The organism is Ochrobactrum sp. SSR (assembly GCF_030067775.1).
GTDB classification, from domain to species: domain Bacteria; phylum Pseudomonadota; class Alphaproteobacteria; order Rhizobiales; family Rhizobiaceae; genus Brucella; species Brucella teleogrylli.
In genome coordinates, this window is record NZ_CP125970.1 from 1,138,830 (window position 1) to 1,164,227 (window position 25,398).

Genomic DNA, 25,398 nt, shown 5'->3' on the forward strand with positions numbered 1-25,398 from the left:
ATGCGGGAACTTGACGCGAAAGATCGCGAAATACTGGCAATTCTGTCCAAGGAAGCGCGCATCGCGCTGAAGACGCTGGCCGGTCGTATCGGCTTGTCCCGCAGCGCGACCAGCGAGCGCGTCACAAATCTGGAACGCAGCGGCGTCATTCGCGGCTATCGCGCGGATATTGGCGAGATCGATACCAATTTCATCCGCGCCATATTGCTCGTAAGCCTGAAACGCACGCCTGCGCTGGCGCTTCTCGACATATTGGCGCAGCACGCTGAAGTCCGCCGCGTCTCATCGGTCAGCGGGCAGCTTGATCTGGTTGTCGAGCTGGAAGCGGCGACAATCGACGACCTCAACCGCGTGCGCGACCTCGTTGCCGCCCATGATATCGTGGACGACATCACCACGGCCTTCGTGCTGCGGCGCGATATCGACCGCGAAGTCCGATAATCCTTCAGGCGGCAGGCGGGGCTTTCTGCTCCACCTGTTTAACTCTGATAAATATCCGCGCGGGTTTGCGGCACAGCCGAAATGCCGCGTTTACGCTTCGAGGCAAGTGTCTGGTTGATCTGGACTGTTCCGCGTTCAAACGCCAGCGCACAGCCCGCGAGATAAAGTATCCAGAGCCGCGCCTTCGGATAACCGACCTCGGCGACAGCCTTGTCGAAATTGGCATGAAGCCGTTCCGCCCACAGGCGGCAGGTGCGCCCATAGTGCTCACGGAGATTTTCCACGTCATGCACCTCGAAGCCATGGCCTTCAAGATTCTCGACGGTCATGCCCAGATGGTCCAGCTCGCCGCCGGGGAAGATATATTTTACCAGCGCCAGATGTTCCGCACTTTTGCGGTTGAAGCTCTTCTTGTTCTTCTTCATCCGGCGGGTGATGGCGTGATGCATATAGAGGCCGCCCGGCCGCAGCAAACGTCGCACAGACTTGAAATAGGTATCATAATTGGCAATGCCGACATGTTCGAACATGCCGATGGAAGAAATCTTGTCGAACTCCTGATCAAGCTCGGTATAAGACTTGATGTGGATGGTGATCTTGTCTTCCAGCCCGGCAGCCTTGATCCTTTGTCGGGCGAGTGCCGTTTGCGCTTCCGACAGAGAAACGCCGGTTCCGATCACGCCGTAATTCTGCACGGCATGGATCAAAAGCGCGCCCCAGCCGCAGCCGATATCGAGAAAGCGGTCGCCCGGTTTCAGGCGCAGCTTGCGGCAGATCAGGTCCAGCTTGTCATACTGCGCCTGATCCAGACTGTTTTGCCAGTCGGTGAAATAGGCGCAGGTATAGACCATGCGTTCATCAAGAAACAGCTGATAGAACTCGTTCGACACATCGTAGTGATGGGTGATCGCTTCCTTGTTGGAGCCGCTGACGAAGGGCGACTTTCCGTCGATATTCGCCTGGTCCTTCGCCTTTCCGGCAAAGAGCAGTGATGGAATGCCTTTCAGCAACTGCCATTTCGGCAGCGCCTTGATGCGCTCCTTGAGATGACCGTCGATCTTTGTTTCTGCGACATCGAAGATGGTTCCGTTTTCGATATCCACCGCGCCGGAGGTCCAGAGACTGATAAGCGTGTCGTAATTCGGCTTCAACACCACCTGACGCACGACCGAGGGGTCCTTGATCGCCAGCGTTGGCCCGTCGAAAGCGCCGATCTGGGTGCCGTCCCACAGTTTGACATTCAATTGCGGTTGAATGGTTTCAACAATGGTCCGAATGGTACGCGCCGCACCGGTCTCTGCTGCCATGCAATGTCTCCCAAGCTCGACATCGATTCGCTACGAAGAATTATCGTAATCTCTCCAATTGGAGAAAGCATCAGGAATACCGATCTGCTTTGCGGCGCGATACAAGTTACCGTGAACGCACAGCTTTTCAGCGTATGGTTTGACCGCGATGAATATCCTGCGGTCGTATTTTGGCAAGTGCCGACACCAGAACACCGGTGATGACAGCCTTGACCAGATCGCCCGGAATGAAGATGGCAAGGAGCTTGACCGCTTCAAGAAAAGGCTTTGCAAGGATCAGCGACATGCCGATAGCGCCGAACAGATAGAGCACCCCGATACAGCCCAGCACCGCGCCGAGAAAGGTGGACACGCCGAGATTGGTGATGGGTGCACGCTCGATGAAAAGGCCGGTCACATAAACCGCCGGTATCCAGCCGAGCAGAAAGCCGACCGTCGGGCCGGCAAAAACGCCGAGACCGCCGCGTCCGACCGCCAGAACCGGCAATCCGATTGCCACCAGAAGAATGACCAGCGCCACAGCGGCAACACCGCGTTTTGGCCCCAGCACAGCACCGGCCAGCATGACGCCAAGATTTTGCGCGGTAATCGGCACGCCGAAGCCGAGCGTAACGGCTGGCAGAAATCCGAGTGCGCAGATCAGCGCTGCAAACAGAGCCACGTGGGCGACATTTCTTTCCATAGGGGAGCCTTTACTTGAGAGTTCCGCCGCGAGCACGCAATGCTTCGGCAACATGATCGGCATCGTCGAGCGCCGCCAGCGACAGCGGCAGCACCAGTTGCCAGCCCGGACGCCTGCGCGACCGGGCGCGCCAGGCTTCAACAAGCTGTCTGGCCCGGACAATCAGCACCGGCGTAAAGCGTATCACCAGCGGGATGGCCGTTTCGAGAATTTTCGTCGGCAGGCCAAGGCGGCGCATAGGCGTGTTTAAGAACCGGAGCAGATGCACGAAATCTTCAAGCGGTGTCGTCATCGTCACCAGATTGGCGAGCGCAATCATCGTGGCCACGCGCACCGTGATCTCCACCCCTTCAAGCGCGGTGTAGAAAGCCAGATGCCAGAGAAAAATCACCGCAACAAAGGGTAGAACCGGCCGCATGGCCTGCAAGCCGGCGCGAAAGAATACGCGCCCCGGGAGGGCGTAGAGCGCGAGACAGACCACCAGCGCGCCAAGCTGGAACCAGACCGACGTGACCATGAAAAGCGTCGTGGTGGCGATGCAAAGCGCGGCCACCTTGGCCGCCACCGGCCATTGATGCGCGCGTGTTTTAACGGGAGAGGTGAGAGAGATCATCGCTCTTGCCCTGAAGGATCATTTCTTCAACATAACGGGTCAGAACCGTTTGCGCATCCCCGGTTTCCCGGATCTGGCCCTGATCGATCCAGAACACTTCCTCATAACCGTGCAGGTCTTCCGGGTGATGGGAAATGTGCAGAAGGCGCGCCTCGCCGCCGTTCAGATAGCGCGCCAGCTGATGCCGTGTCGGAATATCGAGACCGGCAAAAGGTTCGTCGAGAATGATCAGCGCCGGGCGCATGGCGACCACCGCCATCATGCAGACCAGATGCTTCTGCCCTTGCGACAGCGACTGGATGGCAGCATCGGCCCAATGGTCCTTGCCGAAATCGGCCAGTACCTTGGTCGCCATCGTGCGCGCATCGGCTTTGGTCGCGCCCTGCTGGCGCAGGCCGAATGCAATTTCCTCGATGACCGTTGGAAAGATGATCTGGTGTTCGGGGTTTTGAAACAGGATGCCGACGGTTGAAAGCGCGGCCTTGCGGTCTTCATAAATATCGTGGCCAGCGATACGGATCGCGCCTTCCGTTGGTTTCAGCAGCCCCGCCAGAAGCCGCGCAAGCGTGCTCTTGCCGGAGCCGTTTCTGCCGACAATGCCCATTCTGCGCGCATTGGAGTGAAGCGAAACACCGTGCAGGATTGGCCGCCCGGCTATCGCATAACCGACGCCATTGACAGCAATGAATGGTGCGGATGCGCCATTATCGGGCATGGTTCAACAAATCCTGCTTCGGGTCTTGTTCTGACATTTCTGCAAACCGTTGCAGGCTTTGACCAGAAGCCGGGCCCGATTGCAACCATGCAGACAAGCTACCGCGCTTGAAGCGTAGCGGGACTTGCATGGTCATTCGCCAAACGGGCGTGTTGGTTCATCCAATTTCGCTGTTTCCCGCCGCCGGAAAATTGGTTAATGTTTAGTAAACATGCGCCGATCTTGCGGCGACCCAACGCAGTTGGCGTTGGATGGGGGAGAAAATGAAAAATGCACAGCAGTTCAATGAAAAAGGATAATGGGGCAAAAGCGGAATTGCACGCCCACACACCATCGCGAACAAACCGACCATTGAAGCGACCGATCTGGATCGACCGGCTGACCGCTTCGGAGCTGACGCTTTTCGCCTGTTCGTGTGCCGTCGGCACGGTGCTGGTGCTAAGCCAGGTACTCCAGTTCTGAGAGCCTGTTCCTGCGGCGCTATGAAAAAGGCGGGACCAATAGATCCCGCCGCTTATTTTATCAGGCTGCCAGAGAAGCCATATCGATTACGAAGCGATAGCGCACGTCGCTTTTCAGAACGCGCTCGTAAGCCTCGTTGATATCCTGAATATTGATCATCTCGATTTCCGAGACGATGTTGTGTTCGCCGCAGAAATCCAGCATTTCCTGGGTTTCCTTGATCGAACCGATCATCGAACCGGCAAGGCTCTTGCGGCCCGGAATGAGCGAGAAGGCATGGACCGGCACCATATGTTCCGGCGCGCCGACATTCACCATGGTTCCATTGACCTTGAGCAGGCCGAGATACGCATTCCAGTCGATGGCGACGCCAACCGTACAGATGATCAGATCGAAACTGCCTGCGAGCTTCTCGAAGGTCGAAGCATCGCTGGTGGCGTAATATTCCTTTGCGCCGAGCTTGAGGCCGTCATCCTTTTTCGAAAGCGATTGGCTCAGCACCGTGACATGTGCGCCCATCGCACTGGCCAGCTTGACGCCCATGTGGCCAAGCCCGCCCATGCCGACGATGGCCACGCGCTTTCCCGGGCCCGCATTCCAGTGGCGGAGCGGCGAATAAAGCGTGATGCCGGCGCAAAGCAGCGGGGCCGAGGCATTGAGCGGCAGATTGTCCGGAATGGACAGCACATAGCCTTCCTTGACGACGATCTGGTCGGAATAGCCGCCCTGCGTGCGCGTCTTTCCTTCTGCGTCATCGCAGTTATAGGTCTGAATGAGACCCGGCAGATATTGCTCGTTATCAACGTCGCGTGCTGCGCAACCAACGCAGGAATCCACGAAGCAGCCGACGCCGACCTTGTCGCCAACCTTGAACTTGGTCACGTTGTCGCCGACAGCCGTGACGACGCCCGCAATTTCATGGCCGGGAACGATTGGATAAACGGCGTTTTTCCATTCGTTGCGAACCGTATGAATGTCGGAATGGCACACACCGCAATACTGGATCGAGATGACCACATCGTCGGCATTGGGTTCACGACGTTCAAATGTGAACGGCACCAGCGGCTGATCCGCATCGGTTGCGGCATAACCTCTTGCAATAGCCATAATAAACTCCGTTTTTCAGGGAAAATTGGGGAAGGATGAGATGATTGACTATGCCGTGAACCTGAGGAAAGAGGGTAGACCGATCCTGCAAGCTTCTTGCATAATCCTGCAAATCTGGCCCGCATGACCTACCCTGTCTCTTGGTTTCGTTTTCCGAACTGGATAAATGAAGACCATGTCGGATCGTTGACAAACCGAGGTGCCCATGAACTTACCCGTCGATGCATATAGGGAGCTGGCTTCGCTCGCCAAGCGCTTCATCGAAACCGATGGCGAGTGCAGAACCGCGATCGACGGCCTCTCCTTGAGCAGGCGTTCGACGCCGAGCGTTCCCTGCCACGGCAGCTATCGCCCGTGTCTCGCCATGGTTCTTCAAGGTTCGAAGTCGCTGCGCCTTGGGTCGGCCACGATCAATTATGCTACGGGAGAATATCTGGTCACCTCGCTTGATCTGCCGGTCACGTGGCGGGTGGTCGAAGCCAGCGCGGAGGCGCCGCATCTTTGCCTTTCACTCGCCATCGACAGTGAAAAACTGGTCGATCTGCTTGGCCGCAGTGATATTCGCAGAAGCATCTCCCAATCGGAAAACCAGTGGGGCATCAGCGTCAACGCTGCACCTGCCGGGCTGGTTGATGCGGTGATCAGGCTCTTGCGCCTTCTCGACAGCCCGGAGGATATTCCGGTCATGGCGCCGCTGATCGAACAGGAAATCCTCTATCGCCTGCTGACCGGCCACAGCGGCGACCGCCTGATCAATATCGCCACCGTGGACAGCCAGGCCAACCGGATTGCGCGCGCCATCGGATGGTTGCGCCAGCATTTTGCGCTACCCCTGCGCATCGAACAGCTGGCCGAATATGTGAATATGAGCCCGTCGTCTTTCCACCACCATTTCAAGTCGATCACAGCCATGACGCCGATTCAGTATCAAAAGCAGCTGCGGCTGAGCGAAGCGCGGCGGCTGATGCTGGTTGAAAGACTGGATGCAGGCACGGCAGGACATCGGGTGGGCTATCAAAGCCCTTCGCAATTCAGCCGCGAATATAGCCGCCTCTACGGCAATCCGCCGGTTCGCGATATCGAGGCGGCATAAGCACACTACAAATTTGTTCAAACTTCTTCACCATGAGCAGGCTTTGCTTGCTGTTGCTGTCGTATTGCCTATCTATGATCTGGGCGGGATGAGAAATGCATGATGGTGACGATGATGAATACAGGTGCGCAGGGCTTCACACAGCCGGAACGAAGCTTTTCCATTCCGGCCAATGAAGTCGAACGGCTCGAAAGCGTTCGCAGCCTCGTCTCCCTGTCCAGCATCGGCCTGCCAGAACTCGACACGCTTGTCGGTCTCGTCAAGGAGGCTTTTGGCGCGAGCACGTCTGCGCTCAACATCATCGATCAGGACTGGCAACGCGTCGCGGCCAATGCCGGTCAGCATGTGGATAGCTGCCCGCGCGAGATGACCGCCTGCACATTCGTGGTGGAAAGCGGCAAGAGCTTCGTGGTCGAGGATATGGTTGAAGACCGTTTCTTCTGCACCATGCCCTATGTCACCGGCGAACCGCTCTTCCGGTTCTATGCAGGGGCGCCGGTTTCGGTGGATGCGGGCCTGACCGTTGGTTCGCTTTGCATTCTCGACAACAAGCCCCGGCAGATTTCCAAAAGCGAACTGGCCAGGCTGGAAGACTTTGCCAGCATCGCCAGCGGGCTGTTGCGCCTGCAAAAGACCAACAAGTTTCTCAATGACGATTCCATCGCCCTGAAGCGTCTGGCGCTGACTGACCGGCTGACGAAACTCTATAATCGCGGCGCGCTCTATGAGCTGGCGATCCCGATGATCGAAGATGCGCTGAAGCAGGGAAAATCCGTCGGCGCGCTGCTGATCGATCTCGACCGCTTCAAGGCCGTGAACGACACGCATGGACATATTATGGGCGATGCACTGCTGATTGAGGCCGCGCGGCGTCTGCGCTCCACTCTTGGCGCCAGCGATCTGCCGGTCCGGGTTGGCGGCGATGAATTTGCTGTCGTTCTGCCAACGTTAAGCGGCCCAGACGAGATTGAAACCGTTGCAGCAAAGATTGTCGACGCATTCCGCGAACCGTTTATCATTCACGGCATCGTTCTGGATGTTTCTGCCAGCATCGGCGCGGTGGTTGCGCCGCGTGACGGCGTCACCCCACAGGATCTGGCGCGCAATGCCGACATCGCGCTCTATCAGGCCAAGGGCAAGGGACGCAATTGCTACAGCGTCTTTGGTGCAGCAAACTGATCCGAGCCGAGCGAAACTGACAACACCGTAGCCGATCACGCCTGATCGGTTGCGGTGTTTTCGTTATGGTTTTTCTATCCGAAAAACTGGTTTCTTGGGCGCGGTAGTCCGAGATGTTCGCGCAGGGTAGAACCCTCATAATCGCTGCGGAAAATATTGCGCCGCTGCAATTCCGGCACCAGTCTTTCCACCACGTCGTCCAGCCCTTGCGGCACGAACGGAAACACCACCGTAAAGCCGTCGCAACCGGCCTCGTCCAGCCATTGCTGCATCTCGTCGGCGACACTTTCGGGCGTGCCCACAAAAGCCAGACCCGAATAGCCGCCATAGCGCTGGGCAAGCTGGCGAACCGTCAGTTTTTCTTCGCGCGCCAGCTTCAACACCTGTTCCTGGCTCGACTTGCTGGCATTGGTATCGGGCAGTTCAGGCAGATATGAATCTGGATCGAGGCCGGATACATCGTGCCCGATGGCAATCGACAGCGATGCGATGGCGCTGTCGTAATGCACCAGACTATCAAGCTTTGCGCGCTTTTCCTTTGCATCTTCAATCGTGTCACCTATCACGATGAAGGCGGCGGGCAATATTTTGAGGTGGTCCGGATTTCGCCCAGCGGCTGCAACTCGGCTCTTCAGATCAGCATAAAGTTTCTTTGCATCCGACAATCCGCGCGGCGCGCAGAAGACAACCTCGGCGGTCTCTGCGGCCAGCTGGCGTCCCGGCTCCGATTGGCCTGCCTGCACGATCACCGGCCAGCCCTGCACCGGGCGCGCAATATTGAGCGGGCCGCGCACATTGAAGTCGTCACCCTTATGCTCGAGAACATGCATACGCGATGGGTCGAAAAAGATGCCGGATTGCTGATCGCGCAAAAATGCGTCATCGGCAAAACTGTCCCACAATCCCGTCACGACATCAAAAAATTCACGCGCGCGCTTGTAGCGCTCGCCATGAACGAGATGCTCTTCCTTGCCGAAATTGAGCGCCGCATCGGGATTGGAGGTCGTGACGATGTTCCATGCCGCCCGCCCCTGACTGATATGGTCGAGCGAGGCAAAACGCCGGGCGATATGGTAAGGCTCATCGAAGGTTGTCGAGGCCGTTGCCGCCAGACCGATCCTATCCGTCACCGCCGCCAGCGCCGACAGTAAGGTGAACGGCTCAAAAGATGTCACGGTGTGGCTGCGCTTCAACGCCTCTTCCGGCATGTTCAGCACGGCCAGATGATCGGCCATGAAGAAGGCGTCGAATTTGGCGGCTTCCAGCTTCTGCGCAAAAGACTTCAGATGGCGGAAATTGAAATTGGCGTCGGGATAGGCTCCCGGATATCGCCAAGCGCCAGTGTGCAGGCTGACGGGGCGCATGAAGGCGGTGAGATGCAACTGTCGTGTCATTCGTTCATTCCCGAAGCGGTTTCGAACCTCCAATTTTAAGGGGCTTGATCCCACAACGGAAGCACGGTCCGTTGCCACGGACCGGCGCAATTGCGCAACATTTTGTTATCGGGAGGACCACTTGTAGCAACCGCAACCCTATTGCGCGCGGCGCACCGTTTCCGACGGAAGATAGCCAAAGCGCTGGCGGTAATCGGCGGAGAACAGGCCCATATGATTGAAAGCCCAGGCCATGGCGATGCGCGTAATATCACCGGGCCCGGCATATCCGCGGGCAAGTTCCGCATGCACCTTGTCCAGCCGCATGTTCTTGAACACACCGAGCGGCGTGTTGCCCCGGACACTGCGGAAGGTGCGGTGCAAGGTGCGGGCGCTGGTGCCTGTTGCATCGACAAGCTCCTGCAAGGTCAGCTGCTTGTCGAGATTGTCGAGCATGAATTTTTCGGCGCGCTGGACATAGCTCGGCACCGCGCTCATCAGCGGTCGTGCACGCGGCTGCGTATCGAGCGCCGCCGCAAGTGACGCCATCAGGCTGTCCTCCAGCCGCTCCGACAGACCGCCATGGAAGAAAGCTTCCTTGTCCTTCTCGATCTCGTTCATGACGAAATGCGCCAGATGATAGAAGGCATGGCCGACCGGCGTATCGAATGACACGACCCGCTTGTTATGGGTAAACTGCTCGATGAATTCCTTGCCGCCCAGTATATCGATCTGGGTATCGTTGAGGCTGAAGATCAGCATGCGCGTGGACGGGTGAAACTCAAGGTCGATGGCCGAATGCGCATCGACCAGCTGCGCATTCATGCCCGACTGATACAAAAGCTCGTCGCCGCGCCGGTCGCGTGAAACGAAGATGCCCTGCAACGGAACCTGCAACAAGGTCATATCATTATGCGCGTCCACCTCGATGCGGGCATGGCCGCCGACGCGGATTGCCGTCAGGCCGAAGGGCCGCATGCGCCCGTGGGCGACTTCGGTGCGGTAGGTCCGGCTGGATTTCTTCGAGATGCGGCAAGGCCGGAGCAGCCCGGACATGGTGTCCTGGAACGAGATCGATGGACGGCGAAAGCCGGTGCATATAGCTCGTAGTCGGCATCACGATATTCCCCGTATCTCATTTAGAGAGCGTTTTATTTTAAGATTAAACTATCACGCTGCGCCGAGAGCGCAAGCATCGCGAAAATTTTGCCCTAAAGCGTGTTTCTGGCGGTTTGCTGTTAGGCGTGGCGTTTTGGTGATAGACAGCATTGTTCCCGCTTTTATCGTTGGACCCAGGCGCCAGAGAGCAGCCACGAAAAAGGGAACCGCGAATGAAAGCGATTATCGTCGGAGGAGGCATTGGCGGCCTCACAATGGCACTGATGCTGCATGCACGGGGCATTGACTGCCAGATTTTCGAAGCAGCGCCAGAAGTCCGCGAGTTGGGCGTTGGCATCAATGTTCTTCCGCACGCGATCCGTGAACTGGCCGAAATCGGCCTCCTGCCCGCGCTCGACGCTACGGGCATCCGCACCCGTGAGCTGATTTACGCCACACGGCAGGGCCAGGAAATCTGGCGCGAACCCCGCGGCATGGATGCAGGCTATGATGTGCCGCAGTTTTCCATCCATCGCGGCTATTTGCAGAAACTGCTTTATGACGCGGTGATCGAGCGGCTTGGACCAGAAGCCATCGTCGCCAACCAGCGCTGCGTCGGCTATGCCCAGAATGAAGGTTCGGCGACCATTCACTTTGCCGAAGGATCGAAAATCGCATCCGCAACTGCCGATGTCATCATCGGCGCGGACGGTATCCACTCCGTCATCCGGCAGCAGATGTTCCCGAACGAAGCCGGTCTCAAATGGAACGGCGTCATGATGTGGCGCGGCGCGGTGGAAAGCGATCCGTTCCTTGACGGTCGCACCATGATCGTCGCCGGCGGTTTTACCTATAAGCTGGTGCTTTATCCAATTGCCAGAGGCACCACGCCCGGCAAGATTCTCAACAACTGGGTCGTCACCTATCGTCCGGGCGCCGATGGATCGCCCGCGCCGAAACGCGAGGACTGGAGCCGTCGCGGCACGCATGAAGAGCTGATGCCCCATGTCGAAAAGTTCGGCATCAATGTCGTGGACCTCGCCGCTTTGGTGCGCGCCACCGATACATTCTTCGAATATCCGATGTGCGACCGCGACCCCGCCCGCTGGTGGACCGATGGCCGCGTGGCGCTGATCGGCGACGCCGCCCATCCGATGTATCCGGTGGGGTCGAATGGTGCCAGTCAGGCGATCATCGACGCCCGTACGCTGGCTGATCATCTGGCCTCCGCCGAACATGGCCGCGCAGCACTTGCCGCCTATCAGGCCATCCGCCTGCCTGCGACGGCGGAAATCGTCCGGCTTAACAGGCTGGGCGGCCCGGAAGGCGTCATCGATGAGGTCGAACGCCGCGCACCGTCTGGCGTTGCCGATCTGGATGGCGTCATCAGCTTTGCCGAGCGCGAGGCGATCGTTCGCGGCTATGCCGCAAAGGCTGGCTTTTCAACGCAGCAGGTCAACCGGGAAATGACCCGGGCGACCGCCTGAAAACTCACATCTGTAATTATTGTGAAAGGGAATGAGAGTGACTGATCTTCCAGCTGGCGTGACCAAATCCGGCTCCTCCGTGGACGGTGTTGTCTGGCACATCCTGGGCCAGACCTATGTACCCAAGCATGTCTGCGAAAGCTCCATGTCGTGGCACGCAACCTTTCCTCCGGGCACCTTCGTTCCGCCGCATATCCACACCACGCAGGAAGAATTCATCTATGTGCTGGAGGGACGATTCGACCTGCTTCTCGACGGCAAGGAAGCCGTTGCAGAGGCTGGCGATCTCGTCTGCCTGCCGCGCAACGTGTCGCATGGCATTTTCAACAAGACCGAACAGCCGGTGAAGTGCGTTTTCTGGGTTTCGCCCACTGCGAAGCTCTGGGATTTGTTCGTTCGCATCAACAATGTCGGTGATCCTGCCGAAATAGTTCGCGTTGCACCGGCACATGAGGTTGAATTTTTGCCTGCGCCAGCAGAATAATGCATCCGCCCGGCAGAGGTATGGGGGTACATCTGCCGGGTAATAAGCATTTCCAGCATCGGACAATGCGAAAGAATAAGAAAACAAAGCAAAAATCTGCAATCGAGGTGGAACTATGAAAATTTCGACGAAAGCGGCTTTCGCGCTGCTCGCCGCAACCATGCTAACCGGAACCGCGCAGGCCGAAGACGGCAAGATCAAGATCGGTTTGATCTATACGCTCAGCGGACCGTCCGCCCTTTTGGGCGAACAATCCCGCGACGGCTTCCTGCTTGCCATGGAGAAGCTCGGCAACAAGCTCGGCGGCCTCGATGCGGAAATCATCATTCAGGACGATGAACAGAAGCCGGATATTGGCGTCAACAAGGTCCAGCAGATGATCCAGCGCGACAAGGTGGATTTTGTGGTCGGGCCGATTTTCTCCAACGTGCTGAACGCCATCGTCAAGCCTGCGACCGATTCCGGCGCGTTCCTGATCTCGACCAATGCAGGCACATCCAATCTGGCTGGCAAGGATTGCAACGCCAATCTGTTCGTCACCTCCTATCAGAACGACCAGATGCATGAAGTTTCCGGCAAATATGCCGAAAAGCAGAACTACAAGCGCGTTTTCCTGATCGCCCCGAACTATCAGGCGGGCAAGGACGCGCTGGCCGGTTTCAAGCATTCCTACAAGAACGAAGTCGCGCAGGAAATCTATGTGCCGCTCGGCCAGCTCGACTATTCGGCAGAACTGGCGCAGATCGCCGCTGAACAGCCGGATGCGGTCTATGCTTTCCTGCCCGGCGGCATGGGCGTGAATTTCGTCAAGCAATATCGTCAGGCCGGTCTTGAAGGCACGCCGTTCCTCTCCGCATTCACCGTGGATGAAACGACCCTGCCCGCACAGCAAGACGCAGCCGTCGGTTTCTTCGCCGGTTCGAACTGGGCGCCGGATCTCGATTCAGCCGCCGCCAAGGAATTCGCCACAGCCTATGAGGCCAAGTTCAAGCGCGTTCCGGCAACCTATGCCGTGCAGGCCTATGACGCCGCCATGCTGATTGATGCGGCCGTCAAGCAGGTCAACGGCAATATCACCGACAAGGACGCGTTGCGCGCCGCCATGAAAGACGCGAAATTCACCTCGCCGCGCGGTGAATTCAGCATTGGCGACAACCACTTTCCGATCCAGAATTTCTACCTGACCAAAGTCGTCAAGCGTGACGATGGCCAGTTCGCCACGTCCTACGTTGAAACAGTTTTCAACGACTACAAGGACAATTACGCAGCTGAATGCAAGATGTAACCCGGTGGAAGAAGGGCGCTCCGATGAGCCCAGTCTTCTCAATTTCCAAGTCTGAAACAGGTCACGCCAGCCCGTCTGGCGTGGCCCGGGCTTCAGTACAACGAGTTCCGGACATCCCCCATGCTCAATCTTTTTCTACTGCAATCCCTTAACGGGATTCAGTTCGGCATTTTGCTCTTTCTCGTCGCCGCCGGGCTGACGCTGATCTTCGGCGTCATGGACCTGATCAATCTGGCGCATGGCGTGCTTTATATGGTCGGCGCTTATCTGACCGCGAGTTTCACTGCCATGACCGGCAGTTTCTTCTACGGCATTTTGATCGCGCTTCCCGTCACGCTTGTCATCGGCATCGTGCTGGAAGTGCTGGTCTTTCGACGACTATATGAACGAAGCCATCTCGATCAGGTTCTGGCGACCTTCGGGCTGATCCTGATCGTGAATGAACTGGTGAAGATCATATGGGGTGCAGCGCCGCTCAGCGTGCCGATGCCGGAATCGCTCTCCGGTTCCATCCAGCTTTTCGGAAACCTGCGCTATCCCGTCTATCGCCTGCTGATCATCGCAGCTGGGCTTCTGACGGCGGCAGGTCTCTATGTCCTCGTCAATCACACGCGCATCGGCATGCTGCTGCGCGCCGGTGCCACCAATGGCGACATGGTGTCGGCCCTTGGCATCAATATCCGCCGCCTGTTCATGGTGGTGTTCGGACTTGGCGCGATGCTTGCGGGCTTTGCCGGCGGCATGGTCTCGCCCATCCTCTCGGTTGATCCCGGCATGGGCGATTCCATCCTGATCCTGACCTTCGTCGTCATCGTGATCGGCGGCGTCGGTTCCGTGCGCGGCGCTTTTGTTGCGGCCATCGCCGTCGGCCTGGTCGATACGCTTGGCCGCACCTTCGGGCCGATGCTGCTGCGCAACCTGCTCGACCCCGCCGCAGCCTCCCAAATGGGCCGCACGCTGGTGCCGATGCTCACCTATATTCTGATGGCAGCCGTGCTCTATTTCCGCCCGACAGGTCTCTTCCCGGCACAGGGAGGAACGCGATGAGCGAGATTACCCATAACAGCACGCGCGACACCGCCATGCCGAAAAAGGCAAAGCGCCGAGCTTCGCCTTTGCTGGATGCAGGCCCGTGGCTGGTCTTTGCAGCCTTTGCAATCGTGCCGCTTCTTGCCTCCGTTCTCGGCGACAGCTTCCTCCTCGTGATCGTCACCCGCATCATGATCTTTGCGCTGGCCGCGCTTTCGCTCAACTTCATCATGGGTTACGGCGCGCTCGTTTCCTTTGGTCATGCGGCCTATATCGGGATCGGCGCTTATGCGGTCGGCATCCTGTCCAGCTATGGCATTGACGATCTGATCTTGCAGCTGGTCGCGGCCATCATTGCTGCAGCGCTCTTCGCGCTCGTCACGGGCTATATTTCACTCAGAACCAGCGGCGTTTATTTTATCATGATCACGCTGGCCTTTGGTCAGATGGCCTTCTTCTTCATGGTCTCCCTGTCGGCCTTTGGCGGCGACGACGGCATGACGCTGTCGACACGTTCCACGCTGTTCGGCAATACGCTGCTTTCCAGCAATCTGGTGCTGTTCTATTTCGTGCTGGCGCTGCTGGTCGGTGCGTTTCTCACCTTCCGTATGCTGGTGCATTCCCGGTTCGGTCGTGTGTTGCGCGGAACGCGGGATAATCCGGTGCGCATGCGCGCCATCGGCTTCTCGCCCTTCTCGTTTCAGCTCACCGCCTATGTGATTGCCGGTGTGGCGGCGGCGATTGCCGGTGTGCTGCTCGCCAACCAGATCCAGTTCGTTTCACCTGCTTTCATGAGCTGGCAGCGCTCCGGCGAACTGATCGTCATGGTCGTGCTGGGCGGCATGGGCACGCTGATCGGCCCAGTCCTCGGCGCAACCGCCTTCATCGTGCTGGAAGAAGTGCTGGCGCATTTCTCCGAGCATTGGAAACTCGGTCTCGGCCTTTTCCTCGTCCTCGTCGTGCTTTTCAGCCGCGACGGTATTGGCGGCTTGATCCGCAAGCTGCGTGGAGGTTCCGATGTCGGATGAACTGCTTCAGGTCCATGACCTGCACAAGAGCTTCGGCGCGCTCAAGGTGACGGACGGCGTCAATCTCACCGTCAAACGCGGCGAAATTCACGCGCTGATCGGCCCGAACGGTGCTGGAAAGACCACGCTGATCCATCAGCTTTCGGGCAATCTGAAAAGTGACCGTGGCTCGGTCGTCTTTGACGGTCGCGACATTTCCGGTCTGGCCATGCCCGCGCGTGTTCACTTGGGCCTTGCGCGCTCCTTTCAGATCACCTCGGTTCTGGAAGGTTTCAGCGTGCTGGACAATGTTGCGCTGGCCGTTCAGGCGCGATCAGGCTCAAGCTTCCGCTTCTTTCGGGCGGCGAGCAAGGAGGCCGAAATCAACGAGCAAGCCATGGCGGCACTTGCCCGCGTGCGGCTGGACGACCGCGCCCATCGCCGGGCTGGAGCGCTGTCGCATGGCGAAAAGCGCCAGCTTGAGATTGCCATCGCGCTTGCCACCAAAGCGCAGATGTTGCTACTCGACGAGCCACTGGCTGGCACCAGCCACGAGGAATCCGTGGTGCTGGTCGAATTGATGCGCTCCCTGCGCCAGACCCACACGCTGGTTTTGATCGAGCATGACATGGATGCCGTTTTCTCGCTGGCCGATCAGGTGAGCGTGCTTGTCTACGGGCGCGTCATCGCATCGGGAACACCCGCCGCCGTACGCTCCGACCCGGACGTACGCGCCGCCTATCTCGGTGAAGAGGAGGCCGCCTGATGCTGAAAGTTGAAGGGCTTCAGAACGCCTATGGCCAGTCCCGCATTCTCTTTGGCATCGATTTTGAAGTCGGCGCGGGAGAGGTCGTTACCATTCTCGGCAGAAACGGCATGGGCAAGACGACAACCATCAAGTCGATCTTCGGCTTGCTGCCGCCCAAGGGCGGCAAGGTCATCGTCAATGGTCATGACGTGACCGGCAAGCCGCCCCATGCGATAGCCCGCGAGGGGCTAGGGCTGGTCCCGGAGGGACGACAGATATTCCCGACGCTCAGTGTCGAGGAAAACCTACTGGCCACCCGGCGCGCGGATGCGCGCTCATGCAAATGGTCGCTGGAGAGCATCTACCGGATGTTTCCACGCCTGAAAGAACGACGGCGCAATATGGGCAACCAGCTTTCCGGCGGCGAGCAGCAGATGCTGGCGGTCGGTCGCGCCCTGATGACCAATCCGAAAATGGTTGTGCTGGACGAAGCGACGGAAGGCCTGTCGCCGCTGATGCGCGAAGAAATCTGGTCCTGCCTGCGCAACATCAAGGATGAGGGCGAAGCGATCCTCGTCATCGACAAGAATGTCGATGCGCTGGCGCGCTTTGCCGACCGTCACGTGGTCATCGAGAAAGGCCGTGTGGTGTGGAGCGGCGACAACGCCGCCCTTTTGAACACCCCGGACATCAAGGAACGTTACTTGCACGTTTGACCATGCAATCGAACGCAAATTACTGGCACTACAGGAGACGAGCATGCACCCCAGCGCTCATGTGGACACATTCGTTCTGGATAATCTCCCGGCTGCGGAACTTCTACCGGATATCATCAACCTTGAAGAACTCGGTTACCCGGAACAGCTGAACGCGACCACCGAGCTGGTGGACGCCCATCTGGCAAACGGCAGAGGCGACCGCATCGCCTTGCAGGCGCCGGGCGTGCGCTGGACCTATCGCGATCTTGCCGCGATGATCAACAAGATCGCCAATGTGCTGACCGACAAGCTTGGCATGAAACCCGGCAATCGCGTGATGATTCGCTCGGGCAATAACCCGACCAAGATTGCGCTCTATATGGCGATCATCAAGGCAGGCGGTGTCGTGGTCGCGACCATGCCGCTTTTGCGCGCCCGCGAGCTGGTCCAGATCATCGACAAGGCCGAAATCAGCATTGCCTTTTGCGATCATGCTCTGATCGGCGAAATGCAAAATGCTGTGGCGCAGACAGGTTTCGTCAAAACATTGGTGACATGGGAAGGCAATGCAGACGGAGAGCTTGGCGCATTGCTGGCCGATGCATCCAGCGATTTCGAGGCGGTCGCGACACGCGGCGATGATCCTTGCCTGCTCGGTTTTACATCCGGCACCACTGGCCTGCCGAAGGCGACCATCCATTTCCACCGCGACCTGCTGATCGTTTGTGACTGCTATGCGCATCACATTCTGGACGCGACTGAAGACGACATCTTCATTGGCTCGCCGCCACTGGCTTTCACTTTCGGTCTTGGCGGGCTGGTCCTGTTTCCGTTCCGAATTGGCGCTTCCACAGTGCTTCCGGCAAAGACCGCGCCGCATGATCTGGCGCTCGCCATCGGCGAATATAAGCCGACTGTCTGTTTCACCGCGCCGACCGCTTACCGCGCCGTGCTTTCAAAGATCGATCAATATGATCTTTCCTCGCTGCGCAAATGTGTTTCAGCCGGTGAGGCCCTCCCGCTCCCCACTTTCGAAGCGTGGAAACGCGCCACCGGGCTTTCGCTGGCGGACGGCATCGGTGCCACGGAAATGCTGCATATCTTCATCTCCGCGCCGGAAAAGGATATTCGCCCCGGCGCGACTGGCAAGCCAATCCCCGGCTATGAAGCGCGCGTGATCGATGACAACGGGCAGGAATGCGCGCCCGGCACGCCCGGACGCCTTGCCGTTCGCGGGCCGCTCGGCTGCAAATATCTGGCCGACCCGCGCCAGACCAAATATGTCGAGAACGGCTGGAACATTACCGGCGATACCTATGTCATGGATGAGGACGGTTATTTCTGGTATCAGGCCCGCAATGACGACATGATCGTTTCCGCCGGATACAACATTGCCGGACCGGAGGTCGAGGCCAGCCTGCTCGCGCATCCGGCCGTGGCGGAATGCGGCGTGGTGGCAGCGCCCGATGACGAACGGGGCTGCATCGTAAAAGCCTATGTGGTGCTGAACGAGGGCTATAATGGCGACCAGAACTTGCAGGAAACTCTGCAAAGCCATGTCAAAAGCGAACTCGCGCCTTATAAATATCCGCGCGTGATATGCTGGGTTTCCAGCCTGCCCAAGACGGAATCCGGAAAATTGCAGCGATCCGCCCTGCGTGCGCAGGCGGCTAGCGAAGCCCGCGCCTGACGCGGCTTGCGCATGGATATGCAGGAGAATTCAGTGCTTCACGACTTCGATACCGCCTATGACAATATGAAAGCTATCAGCGATTCCGCCAGCTATCCGCCGCGCTGGACGGAACTGGCCTCCAGCTTTCGCGAAAAAATGCGCGATCAGGGCCGTTTGATACCCGACATTGCCTATGGCGACGGCGCACGCAACCACTACGATCTTTTCCTGCCGGACGGCTCGGCCAAGGGCACCGTTGTGTATGTCCATGGCGGCTATTGGAAGGGGTTGGATAAAAGTTTCTGGTCGCATCTGGCGCAAGGCGCGCTTGCGCGCGGTTATCGCGTGGCCATGCCAAGCTATACGCTCTGCCCCGAAACACGGATTTCCGGCATCACGCTGGAAATCGGTCGCTTCCTCGACCATCTGGCGCAGGAAGTGGACGGCGACATTGCCTTGACCGGCCATTCAGCCGGGGGGCATCTGGTCAGCCGCATGGCCTGCGAAAACGCGCCCATTGCCGCCGCAACGGCAGAACGGATCAGGCGTGTTCTTTCAATCAGCGGGCTGCATGATCTGCGCCCGCTGCTCAAGACCGCAATGAACGATATTTTCCATATGGATGCCGCAGAAGCTGTCGCGGAAAGCGCAGCTCTCCAGCGCCCGCGCACGGACATCGCCGTGCATTGCTGTGTCGGCGGCGACGAGCTGATGGAATTCAGGCGGCAAAATACGCTGCTGGCAAACATCTGGTACGGATTGGGGATCGAGACCAGCGCCTGGGAAATCGACAGCACGCATCATTGCAATGTGATCGATACGCTTTGCGATCCCGAAAGCCGCGCCGTCCAATTTCTCTGCCCCTAACACCAACCTGCGATCCGACGGTCAAACCGGCGGTGTTTTCAGAGATCTGGGCGGGAAGGTCGATGCGATTGTCGTTTCAGGCTCGCTTTTCACTGGCATCTTTCCGCAACCGATATTAACACCGATGAGAGCGCCTTGTTGCGCCTGATGCCAAAATGCATCCGGCGCATGACTGTTGCAACCATGATCGATGACGAGGGAATTCATGGAGGAACGCTTCTCAGGTACGGTTCTGGCTTCCGAGCATCAGGAGGAGAACCCCGCGCGTTCGCTGGGCGAGATCGGCCTGAACAGTTTTGCGCCCTACCTGATGAACCGCCTGATGGCGCGCTATAATGCAAACCTTGCGGAAGCGCTGAAAGGCCGCCAGATCACGACGGTCAAATTGCGCACGCTTGCCGTCTTGAGTGTCACCCCTTCGGCGACGATCAACGAGCTTGCGGTCTTTACCGTGACCGAACAATCAACGATGAGCCGCACGCTCGATTCGCTTGAAGAGCAGGGGTACATCCGCCGTCAGGCACGCGCAGAAGACATGCGCATCCGCGATATTTCGATGACCGAAGAAGGCCGCAACATCTTCAACGAAGCATGGCCGGTCATGTATGATCTGCTGTTGCAATTGTTTGAAGGCATCGATGAAGACGAGCATCGCGCCTTTGTCGGCACCTTGCAGAAAATGCTGCGCAATATCCGTAAAAACGAACTTTAAACCGGCCCGCTTCAAGAAAGCGAGCCGGAATTGTCAGACCATCAATCCGTCGAGCGTGACGGGATCAGCGCGGTTGCCACAGCTGCCAAAGCGGCAACGATAGCAAAGATATAGAAGTTCCACTGCGGGCCGACATTGAGGCTTGCGATCAAGCCGCCCAGAAGCGGGCCCGACAGCGCACCAATGCGCGAGAAGCTCAGCGCCCAGCCAGTTCCGGCGGAGCGAATCGAGGAATCGAGCCGCTGGGCCAGAAAGCCTGTCAGAACCAGCGATGCCGACACGGTGCCGAAACCGGCAATGGCCACAAACACATAATTCATCAGGAGCGAACCCTTGAAGGCAAGCGCCACAATGCCGAGCGCACCCAGCGCATAGGAACAGGCGACCGTGCGGCGCACACCGAAGCGATCCGCCCAAGTGCCAAGCACAATACCGCCGATTGCCGAGCTGAGACTGAAGACCGCGAGGAACAGCAGGCTGTTGCCGAGGTCGTAACCGTTCTTGCGCATGATCTGCGGCAGCCATTGTGCGAGGCCATAAACCAGCAGCAGACCCATGAAGAGCGCGATCCAAAAGCAGGCGGTTTCGAACGCCTTTTTCGGGGAGAAGATTTCACCGAACACCGTGCGCCAGCCAACCTTGCCATGCTTGCGGACAATCGCCGCCGGAACGCCAACGCCCATGCGTGCCGCCGTCTTGCGCGCCGCATCATGCTTGCCGCGCTGGACCAGCGATTCCACGCTTTCCGGCAGGAATGCGAGGAAGATCGGGACAAACAGCAGCGGGATGGCGCCGATCAGCACGATGGTGCGCCAGCCATGCGCTTCAAGAAAACCGCGACCGCACAAGGCTGCGGCAAGCAATCCCATTGAATAGCCCGAATACATGAGACCGTAGTTGAAGCTCTTCTTCTTGATCGGGGAATATTCCACTGTCAGCGCGGCTGCGACCGGAATAATCCCGCCAAGACCGATGCCCGAAATGAACCGGCTCAATCCGAAGATGAACGGGGACGGCGCCATGGCGCTGACGATCATGCACAGCGAAAACAGGGTGATGCAGGCGATGAACAGCGGTTTGCGTCCATGAAGCTCGCTCAACGTGCCAGCAAGAATGCCGCCGATCAGCATGCCGATCACCGTGTAACTGCCGATGGCACCAAGCTCTATCGGCGTCAGTTGCCAGACCGGATCGACCGACAAGGCGGGCAGAATGGCCCCGATGACACCGACATCATAGCCTTCCGCGAAAATCGCGAGCCAGCACAGGCCGACGACGAGCAGGCTTTTGCCTGCCGATATTTCCTTTCCGGCAACAGCCGGCGCGTCTATGCTCTGGGCTTGAGACATAGCTTTCCCCTTTTATTTTGAATTGGCGGGGCGCGCTCTTTGTCAGAGCGTCGCGATTGTCTTCAGCGCGCCATCGAGCGCGATGCCCTGTTCGTCCAGCAGGGCGGCTTGCCGCAGACGCCGGAGCCAGGCCGCGCCGTCGTCCCGCTCAGTCAGAACAGGCAAGGCGGATAGGACACGGTCAAATTTCGACAGGCCACGCGAATGCGTATCGGAGTAGCCCTTGACCAGACGACGGCAACCAAGAACCTCGACCGCGAGATCATAGTTCTTGGGCAAGACAGCCAGCGCCTGTGCCAGCCAGGCTTCACGATGTTCGACCTCACGCTGATGGCGCAGGCTGCCGCGCCGGAAACGACGCAGGCCCGAAACGACATAAAGCCCGGTGAACCAGAACAGCGTTCCCGTGTTTACCCGGCGACCCTTGCTGACACGCTTGTCGAGCCACGCGAAGAGTTTGGGGCGATTTTCAATCCATGCGCCGATGCCTTTCGGCAAGGTGCCGCACACTTCTTCCATGCGCGGGTGCATATATTCGGTCGTATAGGCGATCTGGTCCTTCTTGAGGCCGATTTCCTTGCGCACCCGCTCGAACCGCGAGCCGCGCACCTTGATATCCGCCACCCGGACCACATCGTCATAAGCCATGGCGACAGCGACATATTTTGCCGCCTGTTCGGTGAAGGCAAAACCATGCGCCGCACCGCCATTATCGCGATCGGCCTTGAGCAAGGCAGCGCAGCGGGTCAAATATTCATCCGCATAGGCCGGGTCCTGAAACTCGGTAAGTTTCTTGATGCCTGCGAAAAACATCGGATGGCATTCACCCGGAAACTCGCTGCGAATGCGCTGGATAAGCCTATCCAGCGCTGGATGATCGGACCGTTCGGGCAGAGGGTCGAGCCGCTTTGCGGGCGTTGCCGCCAGCTTGTCATTCGCGCCGCCAAGCGCGCGCTGATAGGCAGCTTCAAAAGCTCTGAGACTGGCCTCAATGCCTTTGCCGCCAGACTTGATCGTCGTTTCAAAAGCGGCTTTGTCGAAGGGCAAAGCGCCGGAAGCCGCAAGCGCGCCGAACAGAGCTGAAGACACCACGCTGCCGCTTTTCGTTGCCAGCGCTTCCATGTCAAAGGCGATGGTCTTGCGCGCGGCAAAGGCTGTTGCGTCCTCGACGACCACCGGATTGCCGATGCCATCGCCCGGCTTTTCCTTTTCGCCCACCGCAAAGGAGCGATGGGTGGAGGTGATGAGCAAGGTCTTGTCTGGCGTCACGAGACCGCGCAGAACCGAGCGCCCCGCTTCCATCAGTTCAGCCGCAATGACGATATCGACGTCGCCCGGCGTCGGCATCAGCGACAGGATCGGATGCGCCCCTTCGCGGGCCCGCAACAGTTCGAGATAATAGATCGTCGCACCGGTTCTTTGCGCCACGCCGGGCACGGAAGTTGTCTGCGCGACCCAGCCATTGGCTTCCGCAAGCGCGACAACCCAGTCGGCCAGAACGCCACCGCCCTGCCCGCCCATGGCGAGAATGGCAATTGACAGTGGTTTGTCCTGCGACAGAAGAGCGGACGGCGATGCATTCAGTGTGGCCATGACCTGTTCCTCAATCCGCAAAGACGATGCGCGACGCGCGGCGGCGCTTTTGCAGCCAGCCAATGACACCGGAGCGCAGGCGATGCATGAACTTGTCCCAACCCGTCGGATTGTGAATGACATCGGCGCGATAGAAGGACGGGCACAGAACCGCCGCTTCCGAAACTTCACCGCAGTTGCCGCAACCGACGCAGGAATTGTCGATGGCCGCGACCGGATCGTCCTTCAGCGGATCGTCGGTATGCTTCACCGAAAGCGACGGGCAACCCGACAGGCGGATACAGGCGTGATCGCCGGTGCAGACATCTTCATCGACGCCGAAACGCTGCTTGACCATCCGCTTGCCGTCCTTGACGGCCTTGGCGAATTGCGGCTTCACGCGGCGCTGCTTGTTGAGCATGCATTCCGACGACGCCACGATGATCTTTGGGCCTTTTTCTTCCGTCGTCAGCGCTTCCTTCAGCGTGTCGCGCATCTTGGCAACGTCATAGGTGCGGTCGATCTGGCGAACCCAGCCCGCACCAATTCCCTTGACTGCATCGACGATGGAATTGTTGGTCTTGCGGCGCGGATTGATCGCTCTGGAGGACATCACATCCTGACCGCCCGTCGCCGACGAATAGTAATTGTCGACCACAAGGATGACGCCATCCTGCTTGTTGAAAACGGCATTGCCGACTGAAGTGGCGAGACCGTTGTGCCAGAAACCGCCATCGCCCATCACCGAAATGGAGCGTTTGCCCGCAGGCACATTGAAAGCGGAAGCCGAGGCCGGGCCAAGGCCATAACCCATGGTCGTGCCACCGAGATTGAACGGCGGCAGAATGGAAAAGAGGTGGCAGCCGATATCGGCAGACACGTGATGCTCGCCCAGCTCCTTTTCCACCAGCTTCATGGCGGCGAAGATCGGGCGCTCCGGGCAACCGGTGCAGAAACCGGCGGGGCGCGGCGGCACCACTTCTGCCAGCGCCTTGACGCGCTCATCGGCCAGAACCGGCGATGGATCGGGCAGCGGCGGACGGTTGCCGAGCAATTGGGGCGCATGCGCATCGAAGAATGCCGTCAGACCCTTCAAAAGCACGGGCGTTGTGTATTCGCCGCCCAGCGGCAGCACATCCTTGCCGGTCAGTTTCGTCTGGATATCACGGCGGCGCAGCAGCGTATGCAGCGCCTGCTCTATATATTCAGGCGCGCCCTCCTCCAGCATCACCACGGCTTTCTTGCCGGCGACGAAGTCGATGACTTCATCGTCTATCATCGGATAGGCGACATTCATCACATAGAGCGGAACGCGGCTTTCGCCGTAAACATCGGCCAGCCCCATTTGCTGCAGGGCCCGCATGGCGCTGTTGTAAAGCCCACCTTGCAGGATGATGCCAACATCGCCCTCTTTCGGGCCGAAATATTCATTGAGACGATTGGCTTTGACAAACTCGACGGCTGCGGGCCAGCGCTTTTCGAGCTTTTCCTTCTCGTGCAGGAAAGATGCAGGCGGCAGGACGATGCGGTTCACATCGCGCCTTGGATTTTCCAGCGCTTCGGCCAGCGTGTGGGCGGGCCGCTTGTTATCCTTCGCCACAAACTGACCATGCACATGGCAGCTGCGAATGCCCACCTGCAACATGACCGGCGTGTTGGAGGCTTCCGACAGTTCGAAGCCTTTTTCAACGGCTTCCACGATCGAAGGCAGATTGGGCCGCGGCGTCAAAAGCCACATTTGCGATTTCATCGCATAGGCGTGGCTGCGCTCCTGCATGATGGAGGAGCCTTCGCCGTAATCCTCGCCGATGATGACCAGCGCGCCACCAGTCACCCCGCCAGAGGCAAGGTTGGACAGGGCGTCGGAGGCGACATTGGTGCCAGCCGTCGATTTCCACGTTACTGCGCCGCGCACCGGATACATCACGGAAGCGGAAAGCATGGCCGCAGCCGCAGCTTCCGATGCGGACGATCTCGAAATGAACGCCGAGATCTTCCATCACGTCCTTCGCATCGGCGAGAACGTCCATCAAGTGCGAAATCGGCGAGCCCTGATAGCCGCCGACATAGGACACGCCTGACTGCAACAGCGCCTTGGTGATGGCGAGAATGCCCTCGCCACTGAAAATATCGCCTTCGCCGAGCTTCAGATCCTCGACCTCACGGGCGAATGAGCGCTCCGCCATGACAATTCCCCTTTTCCGTTCGCCGGAATATCAATTCATTTGCATCAGCATATTTTCCAATTCTAAACTGTGTCAATAGCGCTTTTCAGAACGATTATAATTATTGCATTTGCATATTTCTGTTTGGGCGCATTTTCTCGCCTCCCAAACGCGATGTGGGAAAGACTATGATTTTTTCGCTTGACGCGCCAGAACCCCTAATTATATTTTAAGCTTAAAATAATTAACCGGC

23 protein-coding genes and 1 pseudogene are annotated in these 25,398 nt (G+C 58.4%); 14 read left to right on the plus strand and 10 right to left on the minus strand.

The features are described from left to right. Complete coding sequence (locus tag QLQ11_RS16750) at nucleotides 1-441, plus strand: Lrp/AsnC family transcriptional regulator (protein ID WP_078338226.1); 441 nt, start codon at nucleotides 1-3, stop codon at nucleotides 439-441. A 38-nt stretch (nucleotides 442-479) separates the two neighbouring features. Here the strand turns inward: QLQ11_RS16750 and QLQ11_RS16755 are convergent, their stop codons facing one another. The 4 genes from QLQ11_RS16755 to QLQ11_RS16770 form a co-directional block, all read right to left on the minus strand. After that, nucleotides 480-1,748: a cyclopropane-fatty-acyl-phospholipid synthase family protein gene (locus tag QLQ11_RS16755; RefSeq protein ID WP_109366858.1), complete on the minus strand. Its 1,269-nt coding sequence runs from the start codon at nucleotides 1,746-1,748 to the stop codon at nucleotides 480-482. A gap of 127 nt (nucleotides 1,749-1,875) precedes the next feature. After that, on the minus strand, nucleotides 1,876-2,430 hold the full coding sequence (locus QLQ11_RS16760; RefSeq protein ID WP_109366857.1) for a biotin transporter BioY: 555 nt from the start codon (nucleotides 2,428-2,430) through the stop codon (nucleotides 1,876-1,878). 10 nt (nucleotides 2,431-2,440) lie between these two features. Next, a complete protein-coding gene (locus QLQ11_RS16765) occupies nucleotides 2,441-3,043 on the minus strand; it encodes an energy-coupling factor transporter transmembrane protein EcfT (protein ID WP_109366856.1) in 603 nt (200 codons plus the stop codon). Beyond that, the gene (locus QLQ11_RS16770) at nucleotides 3,018-3,758 is read right to left on the minus strand and encodes an energy-coupling factor ABC transporter ATP-binding protein (protein ID WP_109366855.1); all 741 of its coding nucleotides are present in this window, start codon (nucleotides 3,756-3,758) and stop codon (nucleotides 3,018-3,020) included. The genes QLQ11_RS16765 and QLQ11_RS16770 overlap by 26 nt, the downstream gene beginning before the upstream one ends. A gap of 270 nt (nucleotides 3,759-4,028) precedes the next feature. Between QLQ11_RS16770 and QLQ11_RS16775 the strand changes: the two genes are divergently transcribed. Next, the gene (locus QLQ11_RS16775) at nucleotides 4,029-4,220 is read left to right on the plus strand and encodes a hypothetical protein (RefSeq protein ID WP_124915313.1); all 192 of its coding nucleotides are present in this window, start codon (nucleotides 4,029-4,031) and stop codon (nucleotides 4,218-4,220) included. Between the two features lie 60 nt (nucleotides 4,221-4,280). On the opposite strand, the gene QLQ11_RS16780 is transcribed toward QLQ11_RS16775, so the two are convergent. After that, entirely contained in the window at nucleotides 4,281-5,327 is a 1,047-nt protein-coding gene (locus QLQ11_RS16780; RefSeq protein ID WP_109366854.1) for an NAD(P)-dependent alcohol dehydrogenase, read from the minus strand. Between the two features lie 205 nt (nucleotides 5,328-5,532). Here QLQ11_RS16780 and QLQ11_RS16785 point away from each other — a divergent pair, with 205 nt between their 5' ends. Together QLQ11_RS16785 and QLQ11_RS16790 are read left to right on the plus strand one after the other, a co-directional pair. Then, nucleotides 5,533-6,420 (plus strand): AraC family transcriptional regulator, encoded by an 888-nt coding sequence (locus QLQ11_RS16785; protein ID WP_283736234.1) that lies wholly within the window; start codon nucleotides 5,533-5,535, stop codon nucleotides 6,418-6,420. Nucleotides 6,421-6,519: 99 nt separating this feature from the next. After that, nucleotides 6,520-7,599: a sensor domain-containing diguanylate cyclase gene (locus tag QLQ11_RS16790; protein ID WP_109366852.1), complete on the plus strand. Its 1,080-nt coding sequence runs from the start codon at nucleotides 6,520-6,522 to the stop codon at nucleotides 7,597-7,599. Nucleotides 7,600-7,673: 74 nt separating this feature from the next. On the opposite strand, the gene QLQ11_RS16795 is transcribed toward QLQ11_RS16790, so the two are convergent. Both QLQ11_RS16795 and QLQ11_RS16800 read right to left on the minus strand, forming a co-directional pair. Next, a complete protein-coding gene (locus tag QLQ11_RS16795) occupies nucleotides 7,674-8,993 on the minus strand; it encodes an LLM class flavin-dependent oxidoreductase (protein ID WP_121538422.1) in 1,320 nt (439 codons plus the stop codon). Between the two features lie 138 nt (nucleotides 8,994-9,131). Further along, complete coding sequence (locus QLQ11_RS16800) at nucleotides 9,132-10,028, minus strand: AraC family transcriptional regulator (protein WP_371835972.1); 897 nt, start codon at nucleotides 10,026-10,028, stop codon at nucleotides 9,132-9,134. Between the two features lie 275 nt (nucleotides 10,029-10,303). Here QLQ11_RS16800 and QLQ11_RS16805 point away from each other — a divergent pair, with 275 nt between their 5' ends. The 10 genes from QLQ11_RS16805 to QLQ11_RS16850 all read left to right on the plus strand — a co-directional run bounded on the left by QLQ11_RS16805 (nucleotide 10,304) and on the right by QLQ11_RS16850 (nucleotide 20,059). Further along, nucleotides 10,304-11,557 carry a flavin-dependent oxidoreductase gene (locus QLQ11_RS16805; RefSeq protein WP_109366849.1) on the plus strand — a complete coding sequence of 418 codons (1,254 nt, stop codon included), beginning with the start codon at nucleotides 10,304-10,306 and terminating at the stop codon, nucleotides 11,555-11,557. Nucleotides 11,558-11,594: 37 nt separating this feature from the next. Beyond that, on the plus strand, nucleotides 11,595-12,041 hold the full coding sequence (locus QLQ11_RS16810) for a cupin domain-containing protein (RefSeq protein WP_109367937.1): 447 nt from the start codon (nucleotides 11,595-11,597) through the stop codon (nucleotides 12,039-12,041). 115 nt (nucleotides 12,042-12,156) lie between these two features. Then, nucleotides 12,157-13,326, plus strand: a complete 1,170-nt coding sequence (locus QLQ11_RS16815; protein ID WP_109366848.1) for an ABC transporter substrate-binding protein — start codon at nucleotides 12,157-12,159, stop codon at nucleotides 13,324-13,326. Between the two features lie 120 nt (nucleotides 13,327-13,446). Then, the gene (locus QLQ11_RS16820; protein WP_109366847.1) at nucleotides 13,447-14,373 is read left to right on the plus strand and encodes a branched-chain amino acid ABC transporter permease; all 927 of its coding nucleotides are present in this window, start codon (nucleotides 13,447-13,449) and stop codon (nucleotides 14,371-14,373) included. Further along, nucleotides 14,370-15,383: a branched-chain amino acid ABC transporter permease gene (locus QLQ11_RS16825; RefSeq protein WP_109366846.1), complete on the plus strand. Its 1,014-nt coding sequence runs from the start codon at nucleotides 14,370-14,372 to the stop codon at nucleotides 15,381-15,383. The genes QLQ11_RS16820 and QLQ11_RS16825 overlap by 4 nt, the downstream gene beginning before the upstream one ends. Then, complete coding sequence (locus QLQ11_RS16830) at nucleotides 15,373-16,128, plus strand: ABC transporter ATP-binding protein (RefSeq protein WP_109366845.1); 756 nt, start codon at nucleotides 15,373-15,375, stop codon at nucleotides 16,126-16,128. Before QLQ11_RS16825 ends, QLQ11_RS16830 begins: the two co-directional genes overlap by 11 nt. After that, nucleotides 16,128-16,826, plus strand: a complete 699-nt coding sequence (locus QLQ11_RS16835; protein WP_109366844.1) for an ABC transporter ATP-binding protein — start codon at nucleotides 16,128-16,130, stop codon at nucleotides 16,824-16,826. Before QLQ11_RS16830 ends, QLQ11_RS16835 begins: the two co-directional genes overlap by 1 nt. 43 nt (nucleotides 16,827-16,869) lie before the next feature. After that, complete coding sequence (locus tag QLQ11_RS16840) at nucleotides 16,870-18,498, plus strand: benzoate-CoA ligase family protein (RefSeq protein WP_109366843.1); 1,629 nt, start codon at nucleotides 16,870-16,872, stop codon at nucleotides 18,496-18,498. A 33-nt stretch (nucleotides 18,499-18,531) separates the two neighbouring features. After that, nucleotides 18,532-19,347 (plus strand): alpha/beta hydrolase, encoded by an 816-nt coding sequence (locus QLQ11_RS16845; protein ID WP_109366842.1) that lies wholly within the window; start codon nucleotides 18,532-18,534, stop codon nucleotides 19,345-19,347. A 205-nt stretch (nucleotides 19,348-19,552) separates the two neighbouring features. After that, nucleotides 19,553-20,059, plus strand: a complete 507-nt coding sequence (locus tag QLQ11_RS16850) for a MarR family winged helix-turn-helix transcriptional regulator (protein WP_010659191.1) — start codon at nucleotides 19,553-19,555, stop codon at nucleotides 20,057-20,059. 41 nt (nucleotides 20,060-20,100) lie between these two features. Here the strand turns inward: QLQ11_RS16850 and QLQ11_RS16855 are convergent, their stop codons facing one another. From QLQ11_RS16855 to QLQ11_RS16865, 3 genes and pseudogenes are all read right to left on the minus strand, one after another. After that, a complete protein-coding gene (locus tag QLQ11_RS16855) occupies nucleotides 20,101-21,408 on the minus strand; it encodes an MFS transporter (protein ID WP_109366840.1) in 1,308 nt (435 codons plus the stop codon). A 42-nt stretch (nucleotides 21,409-21,450) separates the two neighbouring features. After that, nucleotides 21,451-23,001 carry an indolepyruvate oxidoreductase subunit beta family protein gene (locus QLQ11_RS16860; protein WP_109366839.1) on the minus strand — a complete coding sequence of 517 codons (1,551 nt, stop codon included), beginning with the start codon at nucleotides 22,999-23,001 and terminating at the stop codon, nucleotides 21,451-21,453. A gap of 10 nt (nucleotides 23,002-23,011) precedes the next feature. Next, nucleotides 23,012-25,166 (minus strand): annotated as a pseudogene (locus tag QLQ11_RS16865) (thiamine pyrophosphate-dependent enzyme). Nucleotides 25,167-25,398 lie beyond the last annotated feature (232 nt).